The sequence below is a fragment of the Panacibacter microcysteis genome, assembly GCF_015831355.1.
In the GTDB taxonomy this organism is placed as follows: domain Bacteria; phylum Bacteroidota; class Bacteroidia; order Chitinophagales; family Chitinophagaceae; genus Panacibacter; species Panacibacter microcysteis.
In genome coordinates, this window is sequence record NZ_JADWYR010000003.1 from 303,250 (window position 1) to 321,040 (window position 17,791).

The 17,791-nt window shown below is 43.2% G+C and carries 9 protein-coding genes; 1 reads left to right on the forward strand and 8 read right to left on the reverse strand.

From position 1 onward, the window contains the following. Window positions 1-20 precede the first annotated feature (20 nt). Window positions 21-1,445, reverse strand: a complete 1,425-nt coding sequence (locus I5907_RS20715; RefSeq protein ID WP_196992758.1) for a hypothetical protein — start codon at window positions 1,443-1,445, stop codon at window positions 21-23. A 152-nt stretch (window positions 1,446-1,597) separates the two neighbouring features. After that, window positions 1,598-3,583, reverse strand: coding sequence for a sensor histidine kinase (locus I5907_RS20720; protein ID WP_196992759.1), 1,986 nt, complete (start codon window positions 3,581-3,583; stop codon window positions 1,598-1,600). Window positions 3,584-4,197: 614 nt separating this feature from the next. On the opposite strand from I5907_RS20720, the gene I5907_RS20725 reads away from it, so the two are divergent. Then, on the forward strand, window positions 4,198-5,772 hold the full coding sequence (locus tag I5907_RS20725; protein ID WP_196992760.1) for an aldehyde dehydrogenase (NADP(+)): 1,575 nt from the start codon (window positions 4,198-4,200) through the stop codon (window positions 5,770-5,772). Window positions 5,773-5,852: 80 nt separating this feature from the next. On the opposite strand, the gene I5907_RS20730 is transcribed toward I5907_RS20725, so the two are convergent. The 6 genes from I5907_RS20730 to I5907_RS20755 form a co-directional block, all read right to left on the reverse strand. Continuing rightward, complete coding sequence (locus I5907_RS20730; RefSeq protein WP_196992761.1) at window positions 5,853-8,324, reverse strand: ligase-associated DNA damage response DEXH box helicase; 2,472 nt, start codon at window positions 8,322-8,324, stop codon at window positions 5,853-5,855. Between the two features lie 246 nt (window positions 8,325-8,570). Further along, on the reverse strand, window positions 8,571-9,863 hold the full coding sequence (flxY, locus tag I5907_RS20735) for a flexirubin biosynthesis putative acyl-CoA ligase FlxY (protein ID WP_196992762.1): 1,293 nt from the start codon (window positions 9,861-9,863) through the stop codon (window positions 8,571-8,573). Beyond that, window positions 9,856-10,239 carry a holo-ACP synthase gene (gene acpS, locus I5907_RS20740; protein ID WP_196992763.1) on the reverse strand — a complete coding sequence of 128 codons (384 nt, stop codon included), beginning with the start codon at window positions 10,237-10,239 and terminating at the stop codon, window positions 9,856-9,858. Before acpS ends, flxY begins: the two co-directional genes overlap by 8 nt. A 303-nt stretch (window positions 10,240-10,542) precedes the next feature. Beyond that, complete coding sequence (locus I5907_RS20745) at window positions 10,543-12,213, reverse strand: C45 family autoproteolytic acyltransferase/hydrolase (protein ID WP_196992764.1); 1,671 nt, start codon at window positions 12,211-12,213, stop codon at window positions 10,543-10,545. Next, the gene (locus I5907_RS20750; protein WP_196992765.1) at window positions 12,206-13,717 is read right to left on the reverse strand and encodes a phytoene desaturase family protein; all 1,512 of its coding nucleotides are present in this window, start codon (window positions 13,715-13,717) and stop codon (window positions 12,206-12,208) included. Before I5907_RS20750 ends, I5907_RS20745 begins: the two co-directional genes overlap by 8 nt. A gap of 171 nt (window positions 13,718-13,888) precedes the next feature. Beyond that, the gene (locus I5907_RS20755) at window positions 13,889-17,791 is read right to left on the reverse strand and encodes a 1-acyl-sn-glycerol-3-phosphate acyltransferase (RefSeq protein WP_196992766.1); all 3,903 of its coding nucleotides are present in this window, start codon (window positions 17,789-17,791) and stop codon (window positions 13,889-13,891) included.

A 17,791-nucleotide genomic window follows, 5' to 3' on the forward strand; every position in this document is an offset into this window, starting at 1 on the left:
TCTGCTTAAGAACCTCTATTTTATTTTTGGATAATGATCAGTGCATCATCTGTGAATTGCAGAAGTAACGTATCTGCTGAAGCATTCAGGATATTGTTGTTGCATTCTATGAAACCGGTATTTCTTTTTTCAATTCTGTATGGATATTGCAGTGGCAAAAGTTCATAACGTTGAGAGCAAATGATCACTGTGTCCGGCTTTTTTTCGCCCAGCCATTGTATCATTTCGCCAAGCCCCTGCCGGAAGATAAAAGCTCCATGCTGGGCCTGCGGTACATCTGCGGCAAGTATCACTTTCTTATCCGGCAACTGTTTTATGGCTTTGCTTATTTCCTGTACTATATTTCCTGCCACCACATAATTTGGTGTAACCACAAAAAGTGTAATAATGTGTAAAGCGTATAAAGCCGCAAAGAGGATCATTTTTACACTGTCAGCCATATGACTGGCTAAAAAGGCAAACATAATACAAACCACCATGGTTGGGAAGTACAGAAAACGTTCAGATTCTGTGCCGTTTGTATCAATCCCCAGGGTTATGTAAGGAAGAAGGCTAAGCAGAAAGCAAAGGATGATCACAGGCATTGCCCGATCCCTGTTTTTAAAAAACAACAGGATCGAAAAAGCGATAGTGCATATGTAACCGGCAAGCAAAACCGGGTTATTGATAAATGCCGGCAGGAAACTTCTGATAAAAAGCAATGTGTAATGCTTGAATAGCAGCAGGTAATTTCCGTTTAATATATACGACACTTCGTAATTGCCCGCAACTTCATGAATAAAACCTCCCCTTATAAAAAGTGTCAATGCCAGCGTTGCAAAAATGATCGTCAGCCATACGATTTCCTTTTTTAATGTGCTGTGTTGCTGTTTAAGAGTGGTCGTTGCAATCACAACACAAATTGCCGGCAACGCCCATACAGATTCGTATGTTAGTAAACCGGCAACATAAAATAACTGGCTAAGAATAAAACTGTAGCGGCCATCATTTCTTTTAATATAAAAATACAGGCACAACAAAGAAAATATGGTTGCCAGTATAGCAGATCTGCCCAGTATCCACAACACGGGTTCGCTGTGCATGGCGTAGATAAAAAACAATACGGTTACGAGCCAGGATGTTGTACGAATATCTTTTACGGTTGAATAAGTCTTTAGTAAAAGTTGCACAAAAAAATAGAATATACAACAGGCAGTCACATGTAAAATGAGATTGGTAAAATGGTAGCCCCATGCATTTTTTTTCCATAGAAAATAGTCCAGCATGATACTCAGGTCGCAAACGGGCCGGAAAGAATTATGCTGCAACAGTTTGCCTTCAGCGCTCAGCGGAATATGGATGAAGTCATCATTCTGAAAGTATAAAGCGAAAGGGTTATAGCAAACCAACGCCAGTGCAAATGCTGTAAATGAAGCGATGTAAATAATTTTTTTCTGCACCGGCATAATAGGCTAAAGTAAAATAAAAAGCGAACAGTATAAATTCTATGAATGTTTACCGGTGCTCTTCCTGTACCTGTGAAGAGTTTGTGCAGGCTGCCTGCCGCAGAAGAAAGAATAAATTGAGTAATCAGACCGCTTTGATGCAACTTAAAACCTTATAGCCTGTAGCCTATATTCGGGAGCATAACTTTAATGCTTGTGCCATCACCTTTTGTTGAGTTGATGATGATATAGCCGCCAAGCTTTTCCACCGTTTCTTTAATGATGTATAAACCCAGGCCGGAACCAGTTGCACTATTGGTTACTCGATAAAATAATGTAAAGATCTTATCCAGGTGTTTTTCTTCAATACCAATACCGTTATCAGAAACTTCCAGCGTGGCCACATTGTCTACCACGGTAACGTTTACATGTATTTCAGGCTGCAGTTTGCTATAATCGGCATATTTGATAGCATTAGAGATCAGGTTGTTGATTATAATGCTTACCCTGCGCGGGTCAGATACAAATTTCTCGTATTGGTTGATCCTTACAATTTTCGCTATTTTCTGTGAGTCATTCAGGTATGCATGGTCTTCCAGGCTGTCATGAACAATTTGCTCAAACTCCACGTCTTTCAATTCCAGGTCAAGTCGTTTATTCTTGGAAAAGTCAATGATATCAGCAATAAGGCTGTCCATGCGTTTAAGGGTTTTTTCCTGCATAGACAGGTACTTTTTCATTGTCTCAGGATTTTGTTCCTGCTCGGCCAGCATAATTATTCCCAGCAGCGATGTAATGGGTGCCCTCAGATCATGAGAAGTACGGTTAACAAAAGAGTCTAGTTCCGTATTGATTTTTTTGAGTTCAATATGCTTGTGTTCGATCTCTTTATTCATGATGCCCAGTTCATCATTGGTTTCCTGCAATTTCTTATTCGCGAACTGCAATTGGCTAAAGGTGTCAGAAAACTGCCTGGATAAAATAATAGAAAGCTTTACAACAAATATTGCCAGGCCAACATAAAACAACGGCCAGCTGTGAATAACAAGGTTTACATACAGCACATCATTTATAATGGTGATGAGGAAGATGATAAACGCACTGAGAAAAAGTATACTTCCGGCGCGTTTGGCTATACAGGCTTTTATATAAACATACAAGCCGTACAATGCAGTGGCAAGTATTATCAGCTGGAAGTAACGCACCACATAAGTGTAATAATAATAAGGGCCAACCAGCGACAATAACACGAAAAGACTGCATAACGGCACTACCACGTAGAGCACTTTCTTTTCAAATTCATGCGGAAAAAGGTGATAGGAAAAGAGGCACATTATGGGCACAGAGCAGTAAAGCGATATATATTCCAGCCTTCTTGCTACGCTCCAGCCCCAGTCAGAAATGTAATACAGCGGAACTTCACCCACCACCATGCTGCGGGTGAATATTACAATACACAGCAGGCCAAAATATAAAAGCGTATACCGTTTTCTGAAAGATGAATAAAGAATAAGGTAATAGATAGCGGTGAGAAAAAATGCTCCCGCCACAAAACACTCCAGCACAATATTGCTGATAAACCGGTATTCCACCTGCTTTTCAGTGCCCAGCTTTATGTCGTCCCATAAGCCGCCCACACGGTTGTTGAAGTTGGAAACATGCACCACAATATCAAGTACCCCATTCTCCGGTTGCACGTTGATGATGATTGGTCTCAGGTCTGCCGTAGTGGTAGCAGCACTTACACCGGGGTTGCCCACCCGGGCTGTCTGTTTACCGTTGATGTATACATCGTATGCAGATTCTACAGTTAAAAATTTTATGGCTAGTTTGTTGGCAGCATTCGGGCATTTGATCAGTAACCGGTAAGTGGCATATCCAAAAGCAGGTTTAAAAGCTCCGTTATCAGGCACTTCGTCGTTCCAGAAAGCAGGTACATATGCAAAAGTTTTTTCGTGAGGGGTAGCTGTATCTGAGAAGAATGAATGGTTATGAAATTTGCTCCAATAAAATTCCCACTCGCCCCTTAGGTCGACTAGTCCGTTTTCCCATTTATAATTGCTTAAATCAAGAACTCCTTTCTCTATTGCCGGTTCGTTAGCGTTAGAACAAAGAGAGAGAAGCATCAACATAGCAACCCCCAAAAAAAGTTTCTTCATAACATTGTTTTATCCTGGTCAGCTGGTTGTTCTGCAAAAATGCATTGGGGTGTTAAACGCTATCTGTGTAAATGTAAGTGCATTTGCTATTTTTCGGAGACAAATACCAGAGTCATTAACCGATTGTTAATCGTATTTTAATTACCTGTTATTGGTCAATCTAACATAAGCCATCGCATTTATCAATTGCGCACGGTATGCATCGTTGCATCTCCTGGTGATAAAGGTTTTACGCGGGCCACGCTTTATACGCCTGATAGCAGCCTGTAAAACTTACTAAAGATGAGATTCGTCGGTATAAAACAATTTAAAGGTTTGATCATAATGGTGCCGGTTTTTAGTTTCTGTAGTGCAAGCAGTAAGCAATACATTAAATTAAGCTTTTTTAATACAATACAAAATTTTTGTGGCCGGCTGTTGTACTTTATTCATCACCTGTTGTGTCACTCACTTGTACTTTTGCATCTTTATTCAGCATGTGCACAGCCACGCTAACCGATATACAACCTGCCGCATGCATCGCACCACAAAAATAAACTGCTAAAAATTTACCCGTCAGCATAGCAGTAACAGGCAAAACAAGGAACTTCGTTTACTTCATAAAAATATGTACCATGGTCAAAGGAATCAATTATGCCGGCTTTGCAGAAACAGCCCTGGGAAAAGAAACACTTACAGCGTTTAGCCCTGTAACCAACAGCACTCTGCAGGAGCAGTTTTTTGTAGCCACAGACAAAGAAGTAAACGAAGCAGTAAGCAAAGCCTCAGAAGCATTCAGTACCTATAAAAATATACCGGCTACAGCAAGAGCAATCTTCCTGGAAACAATAGCAGACGAAATAATGTTGCTGGGCGATGCACTGATACAACGCGCCATGCAGGAAAGCGGTTTGCCCGAGGCGCGCCTGCTTGGTGAGCGAGGCCGAACAACAGGCCAGTTGAAGTTGTTTGCAGACTTGCTGCGCGAAGGTTCATGGGTAGAAGCTGTAATTGATGAAGCATTGCCGGAAAGAAAACCTCTGCCGCGTTCTGATCTCAGGAAAATGCTCGTGCCTCTCGGGCCTGTTGTGGTATTTGGCGCAAGCAATTTTCCGTTTGCTTTTTCCACTGCCGGTGGAGATACCGCTGCTGCACTCGCCGCAGGCAACCCGGTGATCGTTAAAGCACATGAGTCGCACCTGGGTACAAACGAAATGGTGGCCGGCGCCATCATCAGCGCAGCAAAAAAATGTAATATGCCTGATGGTGTCTTTTCCTCCCTCAATGGCACAGGTGCAGGCACTGGCCTTTCATTGGTAAAACATCCGCTGGTAAAAGCCGTTGGGTTTACCGGTTCTTACAAAGCAGGCATGGCTATATACAAAGCAGCCAACGAGCGTAAAGAACCCATTCCTGTTTATGCAGAAATGAGCAGTATAAACCCCGTACTTATTTTACCCAAACAACTTGCTGAAGATCCAGCTAAAGTAGCTACACAGTTTGCCGCGTCTGTAGCTTTGGGTGCGGGGCAGTTTTGTACCAACCCGGGCTTGTTGTTTGTATTAAACGATGCAGGCACCAGGACCTTTACCCGGCAGCTTGCTGAAAAATTACAGGCCACGCCTGCCGCAGTAATGCTCAATGCAAATGTGTGCAAAGGCTATTATACCAATAAAGAGCAGTTGATGAAAGAAAGTGGCGTAGAAACCATCTTTAACAATGATAGCCTTGCACAGGAAACAAAAGCGGCCACTGCTTTGCTAAAAGTTGCTGCGCAGGATTTTATTAACAACGAAGTACTACAAACAGAAATGTTCGGGCCGGCCACATTAATTGTGGAATGCAATAATAAAAACGAGATGCAGCAGGCCCTGCAGGCGTTGCACGGTCAGCTTACAGGCACTGTTACAGGCACTACAGCAGACATCCACGAATTTGAAGATTGCATAGCAACACTGTCATCAAAAGTTGGGCGGCTCGTTTATAACGGCGTACCTACCGGTGTAGAAGTTTGCTATGCTATGGTGCATGGTGGCCCATACCCCGCTACAACAGATGCACGCAGTACTTCTGTAGGTGCAGATGCCATAAAACGTTTTGCCAGGCCTTTTTGCTGGCAGGATTGCCCACAGGAGCTTTTGCCTGATGCGTTGAAAGACGGTAACCCGCTCAACATAATGCGAAGGCTAAACGGAACTTTTGCAAGATAGACCAGGCGTGCTGCATACAGTTGCTGTAGTACAAGTGAGTGACACAACAGGCGATGCCACCAGCACTGCTGCCGGTTACATCAATCTTCTTCGAGTTGTTGCTGCATTCTTCTTATCCTGTCTTCCAGCCTTTCTGATGAAAGGTTATAACGGCTGAGACCATCTACTATAATGGGGAAGGAGAGTGGTGTAAGTCTTTCAGGAAACATGAGCATGATCCTGCTTTGTTGTATGCGTTCCAGCGCATTGCGTAAACGTACTTCTTCCATTTGCTGGTCAAATACTTCCTGGTATGCCTGCCGCAATAAAATATTGTTGGGGTCGTACTCGCTGAATACCTTGAAAAGCAGTCCGGCAGAGGATTGCAGGTGCCGCGCCTTTTTTTGCTCGCCGGGAAAACCCTGGAAAATAAGCCCGCCTATTACAGCAATATCCCTGAATTTTCTTGTAGCCATTTCAACAGAATTTACACTCTTCTGTATATCTGCCAGCAGGTTTGTGGTGGTAAAAAGTTCGTAAACATTTGTATCATCAACGGGTATGGGTTTGTCGCTCAGCAGTTCAAACCCATAATCATTCATGGCAATGGAAAATGTAATGGCCGTAATGTTACTGATGCGGTATGCCATGAGCGAACTCATGGCTTCGTGTACCTGCCTGCCTTCGAACGGGTAAACAATCAGGTGGTAACCATCTTTATCTTCAATGTGTTCTATCAGCAGTTCATTGGATTGCGGAATATGTGAAAGCGTTCTTTGCAATACGAAAAGTGGTTCAAGGCTTTTTAGTTCAACTTCATCCAGGTCGTTGGCTGCAATTTTGTTGAATGTTGCACGCAGCACATGACCGAGGTTGGCGGTAAGGCTCATGCGGCCGCCCATCCAACTGGGTACAATGGCCTTTTTGGATTTCGATTTGCGTGTAAGCACGGTCATGTCTTTGATGGCCACCAGCTCAAGGTTATAGCCGCCAAAAACAAAAACGTCGCCGGGCTCCAGCCTGCTGATGAACCATTCTTCTATAACGCCGATGTAGCCACCCGTCATAAACTTCACTTTCATCATGGCATCGCTTACAATGGTGCCAATATGCATACGGTGGCGCATGGCAATACGCCGGTTGCGTATACGGTAAAGGCCATCTTCAAACTCTACTTTTTTGTATTCATCGTAGTGTTCCAAAGCCCTGCCGCCGTAGGTAATATGGTTCAGTACTTCCTGCCATTCACGCTCTTTGATGTCAGCAAAACAATATGTCGTTTTTATTTCCTCCAGTATTTCCGGCGCGCTGAAACCTTCGCCAATAGCCAGTGTACAGAGGTATTGTATCAGTACGTCAAAGCAAAGTACCATCGGTTCCCGGCTCTCGATCACTTTTTCTTTGATGGCCTCTTTCAGCGCGGCCGCTTCTACCAGTTCAAGCGTATGCGTTGGCAGAAAGTATATCCTGCTAACGTCACCGGGTCTGTGCCCGCTGCGGCCGGCACGTTGCATAAAGCGTGATACACCTTTTGGCGAACCCACCTGTATCACGGTATCAACCGGGCGAAAATCCACACCAAGATCGAGGCTGGCCGTACAAACCACTGCTTTTAACCGTTGTGTGTGTAATGCATCTTCTACCCATAAGCGCAACTCCTGTTCTATACTGCCATGGTGCAGTGCAATGGCGCCCGCCAGTTGTGGTGCAATGTCTAATATGGTTTGGTACCAGCGCTCACTCATACCTCTGGTGTTAATGAAAATAAGCGTGGTATTACTGTTCTCAATTATGGGGATGATGTGCGCTGCCAGCTTTATACCAAGATGCCCTGCCCAGGGGTATTTTTCTATTTCGTCCGGGATAATGGAAAAGACCTCTGTTTGTTTGTGCAGGTTGGCTTTTACAATCACGCTCTCTTTATAACCTGCCGGCGTAAGCAATACTTCCCTTGCTTCTTCCAGGTTGCCAATAGTGGCGCTAATACCCCACACACTCAGTTTTGTTGTATGAAGCAGGTGCACAATTCTGCTGATGGCCAGTTCTACCTGCACACCGCGTTTACTGCCGATCAACTCATGCCATTCATCTACAGCAATGGTGCGTAGTTGTTTAAACACATCAGGATAGTTTTTTTGCGCCAGCAGCAGGTGCAGGCTTTCCGGGGTAATGATCAGCACCTCGGGCATATTTCTTTTCTGTTGCTGCCGCACCGCAACATCTGTATCTCCGTTCCTGATGCCCACTTTCCATTGCATGCCCAATTCTGCAATTACTTCTTCCATTGCACGGCCAACATCCTTTGCAAGGGCCCGCAATGGCGATATCCATAACAACTGCAAGCCATTTTTTGCCTTGGTTTGATAGGTGGCTGGATGCTCATTGATGAACTGTATTACACTGCCGATAAACACGGAAAACGTTTTACCACAACCCGTGGGTGCATTTACCAGGCCGCTTTTGCCATTGATGAGATGTTGCCAGGTTTCTTCCTGGAATGTAAATGGTGCAAATTGCTTCAACGTAAACCAATCTTTGATTACACGGTATCCTATCGTCTTTTTTAGCTGCATAAAATGGGTTGTAATATTACAGCCGAAAGCAGCAAAAAGTATGATAAATTTTTGGGGCCGGGCAGCAGTACAGGCATTGAGCTTTCGTTGCGTCGCACTCTTGTACGCATAGCGCTTTATTCAGCAATGCGAAGATGGAGGCGTAAATTAAGAATAGCAAAGCGTTTAACATGAACATTTAAAATCCCACTCCTTTGGAGAGGGATATAGGGTGAGGTATATTTTCTGAAGAAATTTAGCGTAGGGTTACCTCTTATCAATAAACTTCAATGGTTTTCTTCCGCCATCGGGAAATTGCAGTTGCACCATCTGTTCCCTGGTTATATAAGTTATGTGGGGACTAACCCGTAGCCTTGCCTGCAGGTAGGCTCTTATCTTGTGATCTGATTCTGGTGTATCATGCCTGCGTACTAGGTGCAATAAGATTTCGTCGGTACCCAGGTCATTGGCATACACTTCCACTACAAAATCAACAATGTCTTCCATATCGTTCAGGATGTCTGATAAAGCCGGCAGAAACAGTGTGGTGCCTTTGTATTTGATCATTTGTTTTTTGCGGCCTATAACAGGAGAGAGCCGTAATGAATTTCTGCCGCAACTGCAGGGCTCATGGTGTGCAATGCAAATGTCGCCGGTTTTGTACCGCAGCAGCGGCATTGCTTCAAGACCCAATGTGGTGATCGTTACCTCGCCGGGGTTGCCCGGTGCAACAGGATTGTCATTGTCATCCAGTAATTCCACAATCAGCAGGTCTGGCTGCAAATGCCCGCCCTGCTGTGCCCTGCATTCTGTAAAGGCAGTCTGCATCTCAGTAGAAGCATACGTTGAATACAAATCAATGTTCCAGGCGCCGGTAATTTTTTTGCCGAGTACATTCAGCGAAAAATCGGTGTGGCGAATATTCTCGCCAATGCAGATTGCTTTTTTTACAGATGTGTTGTTGATGTCGATCTTATGTTGCTCTGCATACTGCATTAGTTTAACAATGAAAGAGGGTACTGCAACAATGGCCGTTGGCTGCAGACGGGCAATGGTTTCCCACTGCAAAGATGGAACACCGGGCCCCACACGTATAATGCCTGCACCCATTTTACGTATGCCCGTATAATAGGCCATGCCGGCCATAAACTGCCTGTCCAGCGTAAGCATTAACTGGTAAATATCGTTCGATGAACCTTCTGCGCAAATGAAAGATGAGTATTCGTTGTAAGCCAGGCGGTCCAGGTCATGATCGCTTAGTGCAATGGTTACAGGTTTGCCAATTGTTCCTGAAGTAGAAGTATATTCTATTATGTTGCTTTTAGGCACACATAAAAACTCATCGTTTCTTGTTTGGAGATCTTCTTTACCTGTTGTTGGCAACATTGCCAGGTCGCTAAGGGAATTGATAGCAGCCACATCTATCTTTCCGGCTGCAAACAACTGCTGATAAAAAGGTGAACGCTGCTGCAGGTATGCCAGTAACTCTTTAAGTTTTGTTTCCTGGAATGTTTGTATAACTGTTGCCGGCTGAAAAGCAATGTTGCTGTTATTATGCATGCTGTTGTTCAATAATTACGATGGCAGTGGCAAATGTTTTTATATGCGACAAAGAAACATAAATGTTTCCTGTATTCAATGCAGCAATTTTTGCAGCAGTTTCACCAAGAAAATGTATGTATGGCTGCCCGTTTTGCCGATTGAGTATTTCTACCTCGTTAATGGTTGTGCCCTCTGCCCAGCCAAGACCCAGCGCTTTGCCCAGTGCTTCTTTGGCAGCAAAACGCGCAGCATAATGTTCAAATTTATTCGTCTTCGCTTCGCAGTAATTGATTTCTGCCACAGAAAAAACGAGCTCACGAAACCCCTGTTCTTTCTGAATTTTCTGCGCTACTCTTTCTACTTCTATAATATCTGTGCCGATGCCTTTTATCATTGCAGTTGCTGTGTAAATGTTGAGTAATGCAAAGTACGCAAAGTAAGGAATAAGCACCAAGGTTGACAGGCTATAATATGTTCTTTATAAAGCTGCGATAATGAAGGGTAGTAGTTTCTCGGGGTGGTATCCTGGCCAATGTTTGTATAGAAAAGATGTAATAACTGCAGTGCGGCCAGATCGCGATAAGGAACGCTACAGCCGCCACAAAGATAGAACGTACAAGTGAGTGACACAACAGGCGATGCCATGACTACAAATGCCTGGAAAAAAATTACTCATTAACCACGAAGGCATGGATGTTTACTGATGTAGTTTTTCGTTGCAGGCAGCTATCTGTTCTTTGATATGTGCCTCTTCTTTTTTGGTAGCAATAACTTTGGTTAATGCAGTTTTATAATAACCCAGCGCTTTTTGATATTCGTTTCTGTTGAAAGCATAATCGCCGGCCAACACATACGCATGATAATAGCCGGGATTTTTTGCAATGAGGCTGTCGGTATTGATCGTTTTACCATCGCTGATGTCATGCGCATAATTCCTGTAAGTGATAAAGTCTTTGAATTGCTGTGTTTGCATAAACGGATCTGCGGCTACTGTGAGCGAAAAATCGTACACTTCGCGGCTGGTCTTTAAGCCGGCAAGTGCAAAAACGGTATGCAGATCATAACAAACAAACTGGCCCATCTGCCATGGCGAAGTAGAGATCCATACACGCAGTTTTTCGGGTTCGAAAACAATGGCATGGTGTGCAATAAACTGGTTCAGTGCTTTCTCGTTGCCAAGCCCGATGTTGGCGTTATTGATGCCTGCATGATCTCTTAGAATTGCGATCGTTTTTTCTACCGTGTTTTTGCCATTTTGCTGTAGTAACTGCGACAACCGGTTGTACCGGTACACAGATGCGCTCTGGTCCATCTGCTCTTTGTTAGACGCCAGTTTGCTTAGCTGGTTTCCCTGGAAGTGGTTGGCGCAGGTAATAAAGTTTTTATTGGGATCGTAGATGTCTAAAGAGTCGGGCGTTTTCTCTATTACCACGGCTTTTTTGTCGGCCGCAGACGCTACAAGAAAAGATTCTGATACAAACATTTTTCTTTTCCTGGCTATGGCAACGGCTTCATCAATATTCTGCGCATATTGTACAATTTCTTTAGCAACCAGCGACACCGGTGTAGCCGAACCGCCCGGTATATCTGACTTTGCAGCGTTGATGGTAACAGTTAATCCTTTTTCGTTCATACCAGAAACCACGCCGGTAAAACCGCCCCAGGTTACATACATAAACTTATATCCCTGTGCCGGGTTGCAGAAAGAGATGATCTTTTCTTTGGCAAAATCATCGTTGATGTAGAAGTCAAAATTACGGCCAATGATCATTGTGCTATCCTGGCTCATAGCACCCCATGTGCCAAACGAGGTACAGCCTACGAGCGCCATTGTTTGCAATGCGTGGCCAATATCATGCGCCGCATGATAGTTTAGAATACGTGAATAATTATCGCCAATGTAGTCATACTGGTCAGATGCTGATTGCGAAACACCGTAAATCTCTTCTTTGTACTCTTCTGTAATATTGTCTGCCAGGTTGCGGTTGAAAAAGCCGATAAAGTATTTTAAGAAGCGCAGGTAAAAATCTGAGGGGATCATTTTTTTGATCTGTGCACTAAAATAGTCTTCCTGTCTTTTGATGAGTTCTGTGGTTAGTTTGCCGTTGATAACACCGCGCTCAAAAGGCTCTCCTTCTGTGTACAGTTCGTATAAGCCTGTATTGCTTTTATGGAACCAGTCATTCTTTAATGCGTAAAAGTTGGGGCTGATCTCTGTACGTGATAGTTGTAAACTGCTTCTATCTTTTACTTCCGGTGGGTCAATCTTTGAGACCGAAGCCAGGTAAATAAATAAAATCAGGAGCAATGCAAGGAAACTGCCCAATACATACGCCACTCTTTTCCAGAACTTCCTTCGTTTAAGCATCCTTTATTTTTTTAATGATTTCATTGCTGTTCATTACAGCGGTACTGGTTACTATACCGCTGATAGCAGCACCCAATACGCCATGCAGATTTAGATTCTGGCCTGTAAAGTAAAGATTTGGCAGCTTTGTACGCGGCGACATAAATGTTTTTAAAGGTTCTTTATAATCTTTTGCTATACCGTATAAAGATCCGTCATCTGTGCCAATATAATCGCGAAAGGTTAGCGGTGTTGAAACGTAGTATGTGCTGATGCAATCTCTCAGTTGCGGAAAATTTTCGCATACAACATCGATCAGCCGTTCCGCTTTTTCCTTTTTAAAGGCCTCGTAACTTTCACCGCGGTCATTTTCGTGTGTTACGGTGTTAAATGTATTTTCCCACTGTTGTACGTCTTCGTAACGCATATAGCTAAATATGGTAAAACCTTCGGCGCACGCTTTTATTTTTGATGTGGCAGATAAGAAAATGGCATAGCCCAACGGCCAGTTTTCTGCAGTGTAATCTGCCTGTGACCACAGGTGACCTTCCCGGTGCCAGTAATAATTGTGCTTGAAGTAGGGAAAGCAATCTTTTTTTAATACAATGTTTACAATAAAACCCGAGATGGTGTCTTTCAAACTTTTTATCCTGTTTTTGTAGGCCGTTTTAAAAAAAGTTGTTTCTGTAATGTCTATCGTTTTGGCCGGGTGCATGTTCGAAATAAAATGGTCTGCGTACAGCGCTGTGCCATCCTGCAGTAATACATGTGTAACCCTGCCATCCTGTTCTACGATCTTTGTAACAGTTGCATTGTTGATGATCTTACCGCCATGTGCCCGTATGTTGGCCGCCATGTATTTTGCAATCTGAGATCCGCCATCAACAAACTTCCACGAACTTTCTATATAGCTGTTTGTAATAAGTGCATGAACATAAAACGGTGTTTCGTTGCCAACGCCGGCATACAAAGCGTTGTTGCCGGCAAGCACCTGTTGCAGCTTCTTGTTTTCTGTGATGGATGCGAGGTAGGTTTTTGTATCAATACTCATCACGCTCAGCTTTTCATCAAAGCCATCTCCGGCTTCTAGGTTGTATAGCGGAAACTTTGAACAAACTTCTTTTATTTTATCGCAGTAGGTATTAATGGCAGCTTCTTCTTCGGGAAAGTCTTTTAGTAATGTGGCAATAAAATTATCATACCCTTGTGCCAGTGCATATACTTTATCATCGCCGCTGATCATGATTTTATCAAACGCATCAGCATTCATTCTCTCCAGTTTCATTTTGCCGATAATGCCTAAGTATTTAAACAACTGGTACAGGTTTTGCCCTTTGGCCAAACCACCCACATAATGCACACCGGAATCAAACACAACTTTATTGCGTGCATATACCTGCAGGCAACCACCAAGCTGGCGGTTTTTTTCTATTATGCAAACGCTGTAACCTTCGCGGCTTAAGATATCGCCGCAAACAAGGCCGCCAATGCCGCTTCCGATTATTATAACGTTGTTGTGTTTCATTTTTTGCAAACTGTCTTCGCGTTGCCCAATGTTGCTTCAACCGTACAAGAGTGCGACGCAACAGGTGTCTCATACTTATTCAAATGCATGGCCCAAAAATATTGTTTATGTAACCAACTGCATTGCTGCTATTTTGCTTTCGTTGTGTCACTCACTTGTACTGCAACAATACTATTCAGCATTGTTCAGTCTTGCTTCGGTATCACTAATTTGTTTACTGCTATGCCGCAAAAGGTAAATAACATTCGATGTATATTTTGTGTTATCTACTTCAATGCATTGCATATCGTATGCTTGTGCAATATCTTTTACCAGTTGCGCAGAAAAGAACGTTAGCCCCTTGCCTGAGGTTTTGTTAAAACCGGTCAGCTTAGTTGAAAAGAACTCGGTAAGCTTTGTGTTGGCATGCCGCTCTTTCAGCTCTGTGTTGCCATCGCGTATCAGTATTGTACCCCCAGCATTCAGGTGTGCAATACATTTTGCTATTAACGCTTTTTGCTGGTCAGACGTAAGGTAGTGCAACATATCAGCCATGATTATGGCATCGTACGTATTGCCTTCAAAAGCCGTGGCATCAGCATGCATGAAATGTATACCGTCGTCTTTACTAAAACAATGACTGGCCACAGCTATTTTTTCTTCATCATAATCTATTCCTGTGATCTTTCGTTCCGGCGATGCGAAATGCAGGGTATAGCTCATAAACCCATAGCCGCACCCAAGATCGAGCATGTTACCACTTTTGGGCAGCAGGTCGTGTATAGGCTGGTAATATTTTTCCAGTCTTGTCTTGATCTTCATGTACCATTCCAGCACCGGCCCTTTGTATATATAATTGTACTTCAGTTGTTCTTTGTAGTAAGCCGGTTGTTGAATAGCGGAGCTTATTTCAGCAAAGCGGTGCTTAAACCAACGGCTGATGTTTTTTGTTTTGGTGGCGTAATCGTCGCCAAACACCGATGCCCCCGCCCCCGGCGGTATTCTTTCTTCGATGGTAAGCGTAATGGTTCCGTCTTTCAGCAAAAAATCATGTTTCGTCATGGTATAACCCGAGCCATGAAAAATAATGGGCAGTATGTCGATGTTTAGTTTTTCAGCAAGGTAAAATGCACCTTTATGAAATCGTTTCATATTACCATCAACCGTGCGTGTGCCTTCGGGAAATATAACAATGGAATAGCCCTGTTTTACACGGTCGGCTAAAAGTTCTATACTGTTTTCAATACCATCTGCAACAGGATAATAGTCGGCCATTTTTATTACCCAGCCAAACACCGGCGATTTCCATACCCACTGATTGGTAAGCAGGATAAGTTTTGGGTATAGCATGGTGGTGCAGAGAATATCGAGAAAAGACTGGTGGTTGCAGATGATGACTGCAGGCTTTTTAAAATCTTCTTTGTGTTGGTTGATGATGCGCTTTTTCACATTGCTCATGATATACATCAGCGACCATGTGTATTTCGACAGCAGGGTATGATAGATCAGTTTGCCGCGCTCTTTGCCAAAAGGAAAAATAATGACCAGGAAGAACCCGGCAATGGTCAGCAAAATACTGCCCAAAAAAAAGTATGTAAAAGAAAAGACAGATTTAAATAAGCCAGATGCTGTCCAGGGAAATTTGTGTTGTTTAACCCGGTCAGCGATCAGAAAGTTGAATAGAAAAGGAATCATTACCTGCGCAATAAGCACCACGCAAAGAATACCGGTGATGGATATAAATGCAATGGACTTCAGTGCCGGGTGTTTTGCAAAGATCAGCACACCCAAACCTGCTATGGTGGTGATTGCTGAAAGAAAGATGGAAGATTTGAACGAGGAAAGATTTTTTTTGCCCGTCTTATATTCCTGGATCAGTCCATCCATTATAAACAGGCTGTAGTCATCGCCAAGACCAAATATCAGCGCCGATACAATAATGTTGATGATGTTGAACTGGATATTAAACAGTGCCATAATACCCAGGATCCATATCCATGTAATAAACATTGGTATAAATGATACGAGCGCAAGTTCTATTCTGCCGTACGTGATCAGTAATACCACGAACACCAGTATTGATGACATATAAGCAATACTGCTAAAATCATCCCTTATTACGCCGGCCATTTTATCTGCCAGGTATTGCTTGTCAAGAACGGTCACATTTTGTTCGTCATCGAATTGTGCGTATACAATTGGTTTATTGTTATCGGCCACTTTCAGCAGTGTTACCACGTTTACACCTGCCGATGTTTCTGAAATATAATCGTCCAGGAATTTTTTCCTGATATCATTCAACACCGTATCATTCATCGGCTGAAAATCTGTATTCAACAGTGTTTCGAAATGATCAAATGCCGTTGCGGAAAACTTCAGCGCACCGCCTGCTGACTGTAATGTTTGCAGCAGCGCCTGTTTCTTTGCTTCTGTCCAGTATTGCTGCCACATGGCAATACGTTGTTTTTGCAAAGAGTCAGAAATAACCAGTGAGGAAACACCTGAGTAGCGCGTAACAATTTGTTTTGTTTTCAGTGAATCTATTGTTTGCGAGAGCCGCTCGTTATTGCGCAGTGCCTCATCGAGGTTTTTGCCTTCTGCAACAAGATAAACGGATTTAAGTGCAGCCTGGTTGAGGTTATTGAGCGCGGCCTCCGATTGTTGCAGTTTTTCCGGCATGTAGTTCATGTGCAGCATATCGGCATCAAAGCCAACCCTGCTTACATAAAAGGAAAAGAAAATGGTGAGGGCAAGGATAACAGTAATCAATACTTTGTTTCGCTGCGGGCTGTACGCCGCCAGTTTATCAATCAAAGAAACTGTATGGTTTTGAGCTACGTCTGCCTTTTTCGTTTGTATAAAGTGGGGCAGGTAAATAAGACTGCACAATGCAGCGCCTATCAAACTAAATGCTGCAAATAAACCAAGGTCTTTCAGTAATTCAGATTGTACAAACTCCAGGCAAAGGAAGCCGCCAATCGTGGTAAAGCTGCCAATGGTTAAAGGAAAAGATAAATCTGCTATCGTTTGTTCTATGCTGCGCGTGTGACGGTAATGGTTGAATACATGCAGTGAGTAATTAATAGCTATGCCAAGTATAACGGAACCGGTACCCAGTGCTATTACAGAAATACTACCCTTGATAAAATAAATAGCTGTAAGTGAGAACAGCGCACCATACATTACCGGTATTAAAACCAGTAGCGGCGCCCTTTTCTTTTTAAAGTATATGCCTATGAAAGCAATGACAAATAATACAGTAATGCCTTGTGTAAGCAATGTGTCTCTACGCAATTGTTCGGCATTTCCCAATGAAACGGCGGCGGCGCCAAAGTAATCCGCTGTAATATTTTTGTAAGCAGTATTAGTCAGGCTATCTATAATATCGTCCAGGCCATGTATCAAAACAGCATTTTTACCGGTATTGCCGGCAGTATAGGCAGGCGTTATAAAGATCAGCAGGTGCCGCTGGTCTTTTGTAATAATATAACCATCATACAGCTCAAAATTATCATCGTATTGAAGTTGCTGTATTTTTTTGAGCCCGATAAAAGAAATACCTACCGGGTCTTTGCTGATCATTTGCTTGAGTGCAAAGCCTGATGGCGACACCAGTGTTCTCAGGTTTCCTTCAAGGGTTTGCTGTACCGTTGCAGGTTGTATAAGGCTATCTATGGTGGTATAATCTTTCGCGGAAAGAAACACCGGCAAATGATCATTAATGGTGCTGAACAGTTCCAATGCGGTATTGTCATCAACCTTATAGTTAAGTTTGGCTATATAAGGCATAAGACGTTGCTGTACACGTGCAACCAGAGTGTCAGCAAAACTTACAAGACTGTCAGGCTGCGCGCCGGCTGAAGCATCTCTCAGCGAAATGGTAATGGCAAGTTTGTCTGCAAATTTTGAGTTTTGAAAAACACTGTTGAGCTTTTCAATCTTTTTATCGTTGGGTAATATTTTCGAAATGTCTTCTTCAAAGTTTACCCTGCTGGTACAGTAGCCGAAAACGGTAATGCTTATTGCAAATGAAAGATACAGCGCAGTTTTATGGTTGCTGAAATAGCGAAATATACGGGAGAAAAATTTTTCCAT

Coding starts and splice junctions, on each gene's coding strand:
- acpS (WP_196992763.1), bottom strand. CDS start 10,239: ATGATAAAAGGCATCGGCACAGATATTATAGAAGTAGAAAGAGTAGCG.
- I5907_RS20755 (WP_196992766.1), bottom strand. CDS start 17,791: ATGGAAAAATTTTTCTCCCGTATATTTCGCTATTTCAGCAACCATAAA.
- I5907_RS20730 (WP_196992761.1), bottom strand. CDS start 8,324: ATGCAGCTAAAAAAGACGATAGGATACCGTGTAATCAAAGATTGGTTT.
- I5907_RS20745 (WP_196992764.1), bottom strand. CDS start 12,213: ATGCTTAAACGAAGGAAGTTCTGGAAAAGAGTGGCGTATGTATTGGGC.
- flxY (WP_196992762.1), bottom strand. CDS start 9,863: ATGCATAATAACAGCAACATTGCTTTTCAGCCGGCAACAGTTATACAA.
- I5907_RS20725 (WP_196992760.1), top strand. CDS start 4,198: ATGGTCAAAGGAATCAATTATGCCGGCTTTGCAGAAACAGCCCTGGGA.
- I5907_RS20750 (WP_196992765.1), bottom strand. CDS start 13,717: ATGAAACACAACAACGTTATAATAATCGGAAGCGGCATTGGCGGCCTT.
- I5907_RS20720 (WP_196992759.1), bottom strand. CDS start 3,583: ATGAAGAAACTTTTTTTGGGGGTTGCTATGTTGATGCTTCTCTCTCTT.
- I5907_RS20715 (WP_196992758.1), bottom strand. CDS start 1,445: ATGCCGGTGCAGAAAAAAATTATTTACATCGCTTCATTTACAGCATTT.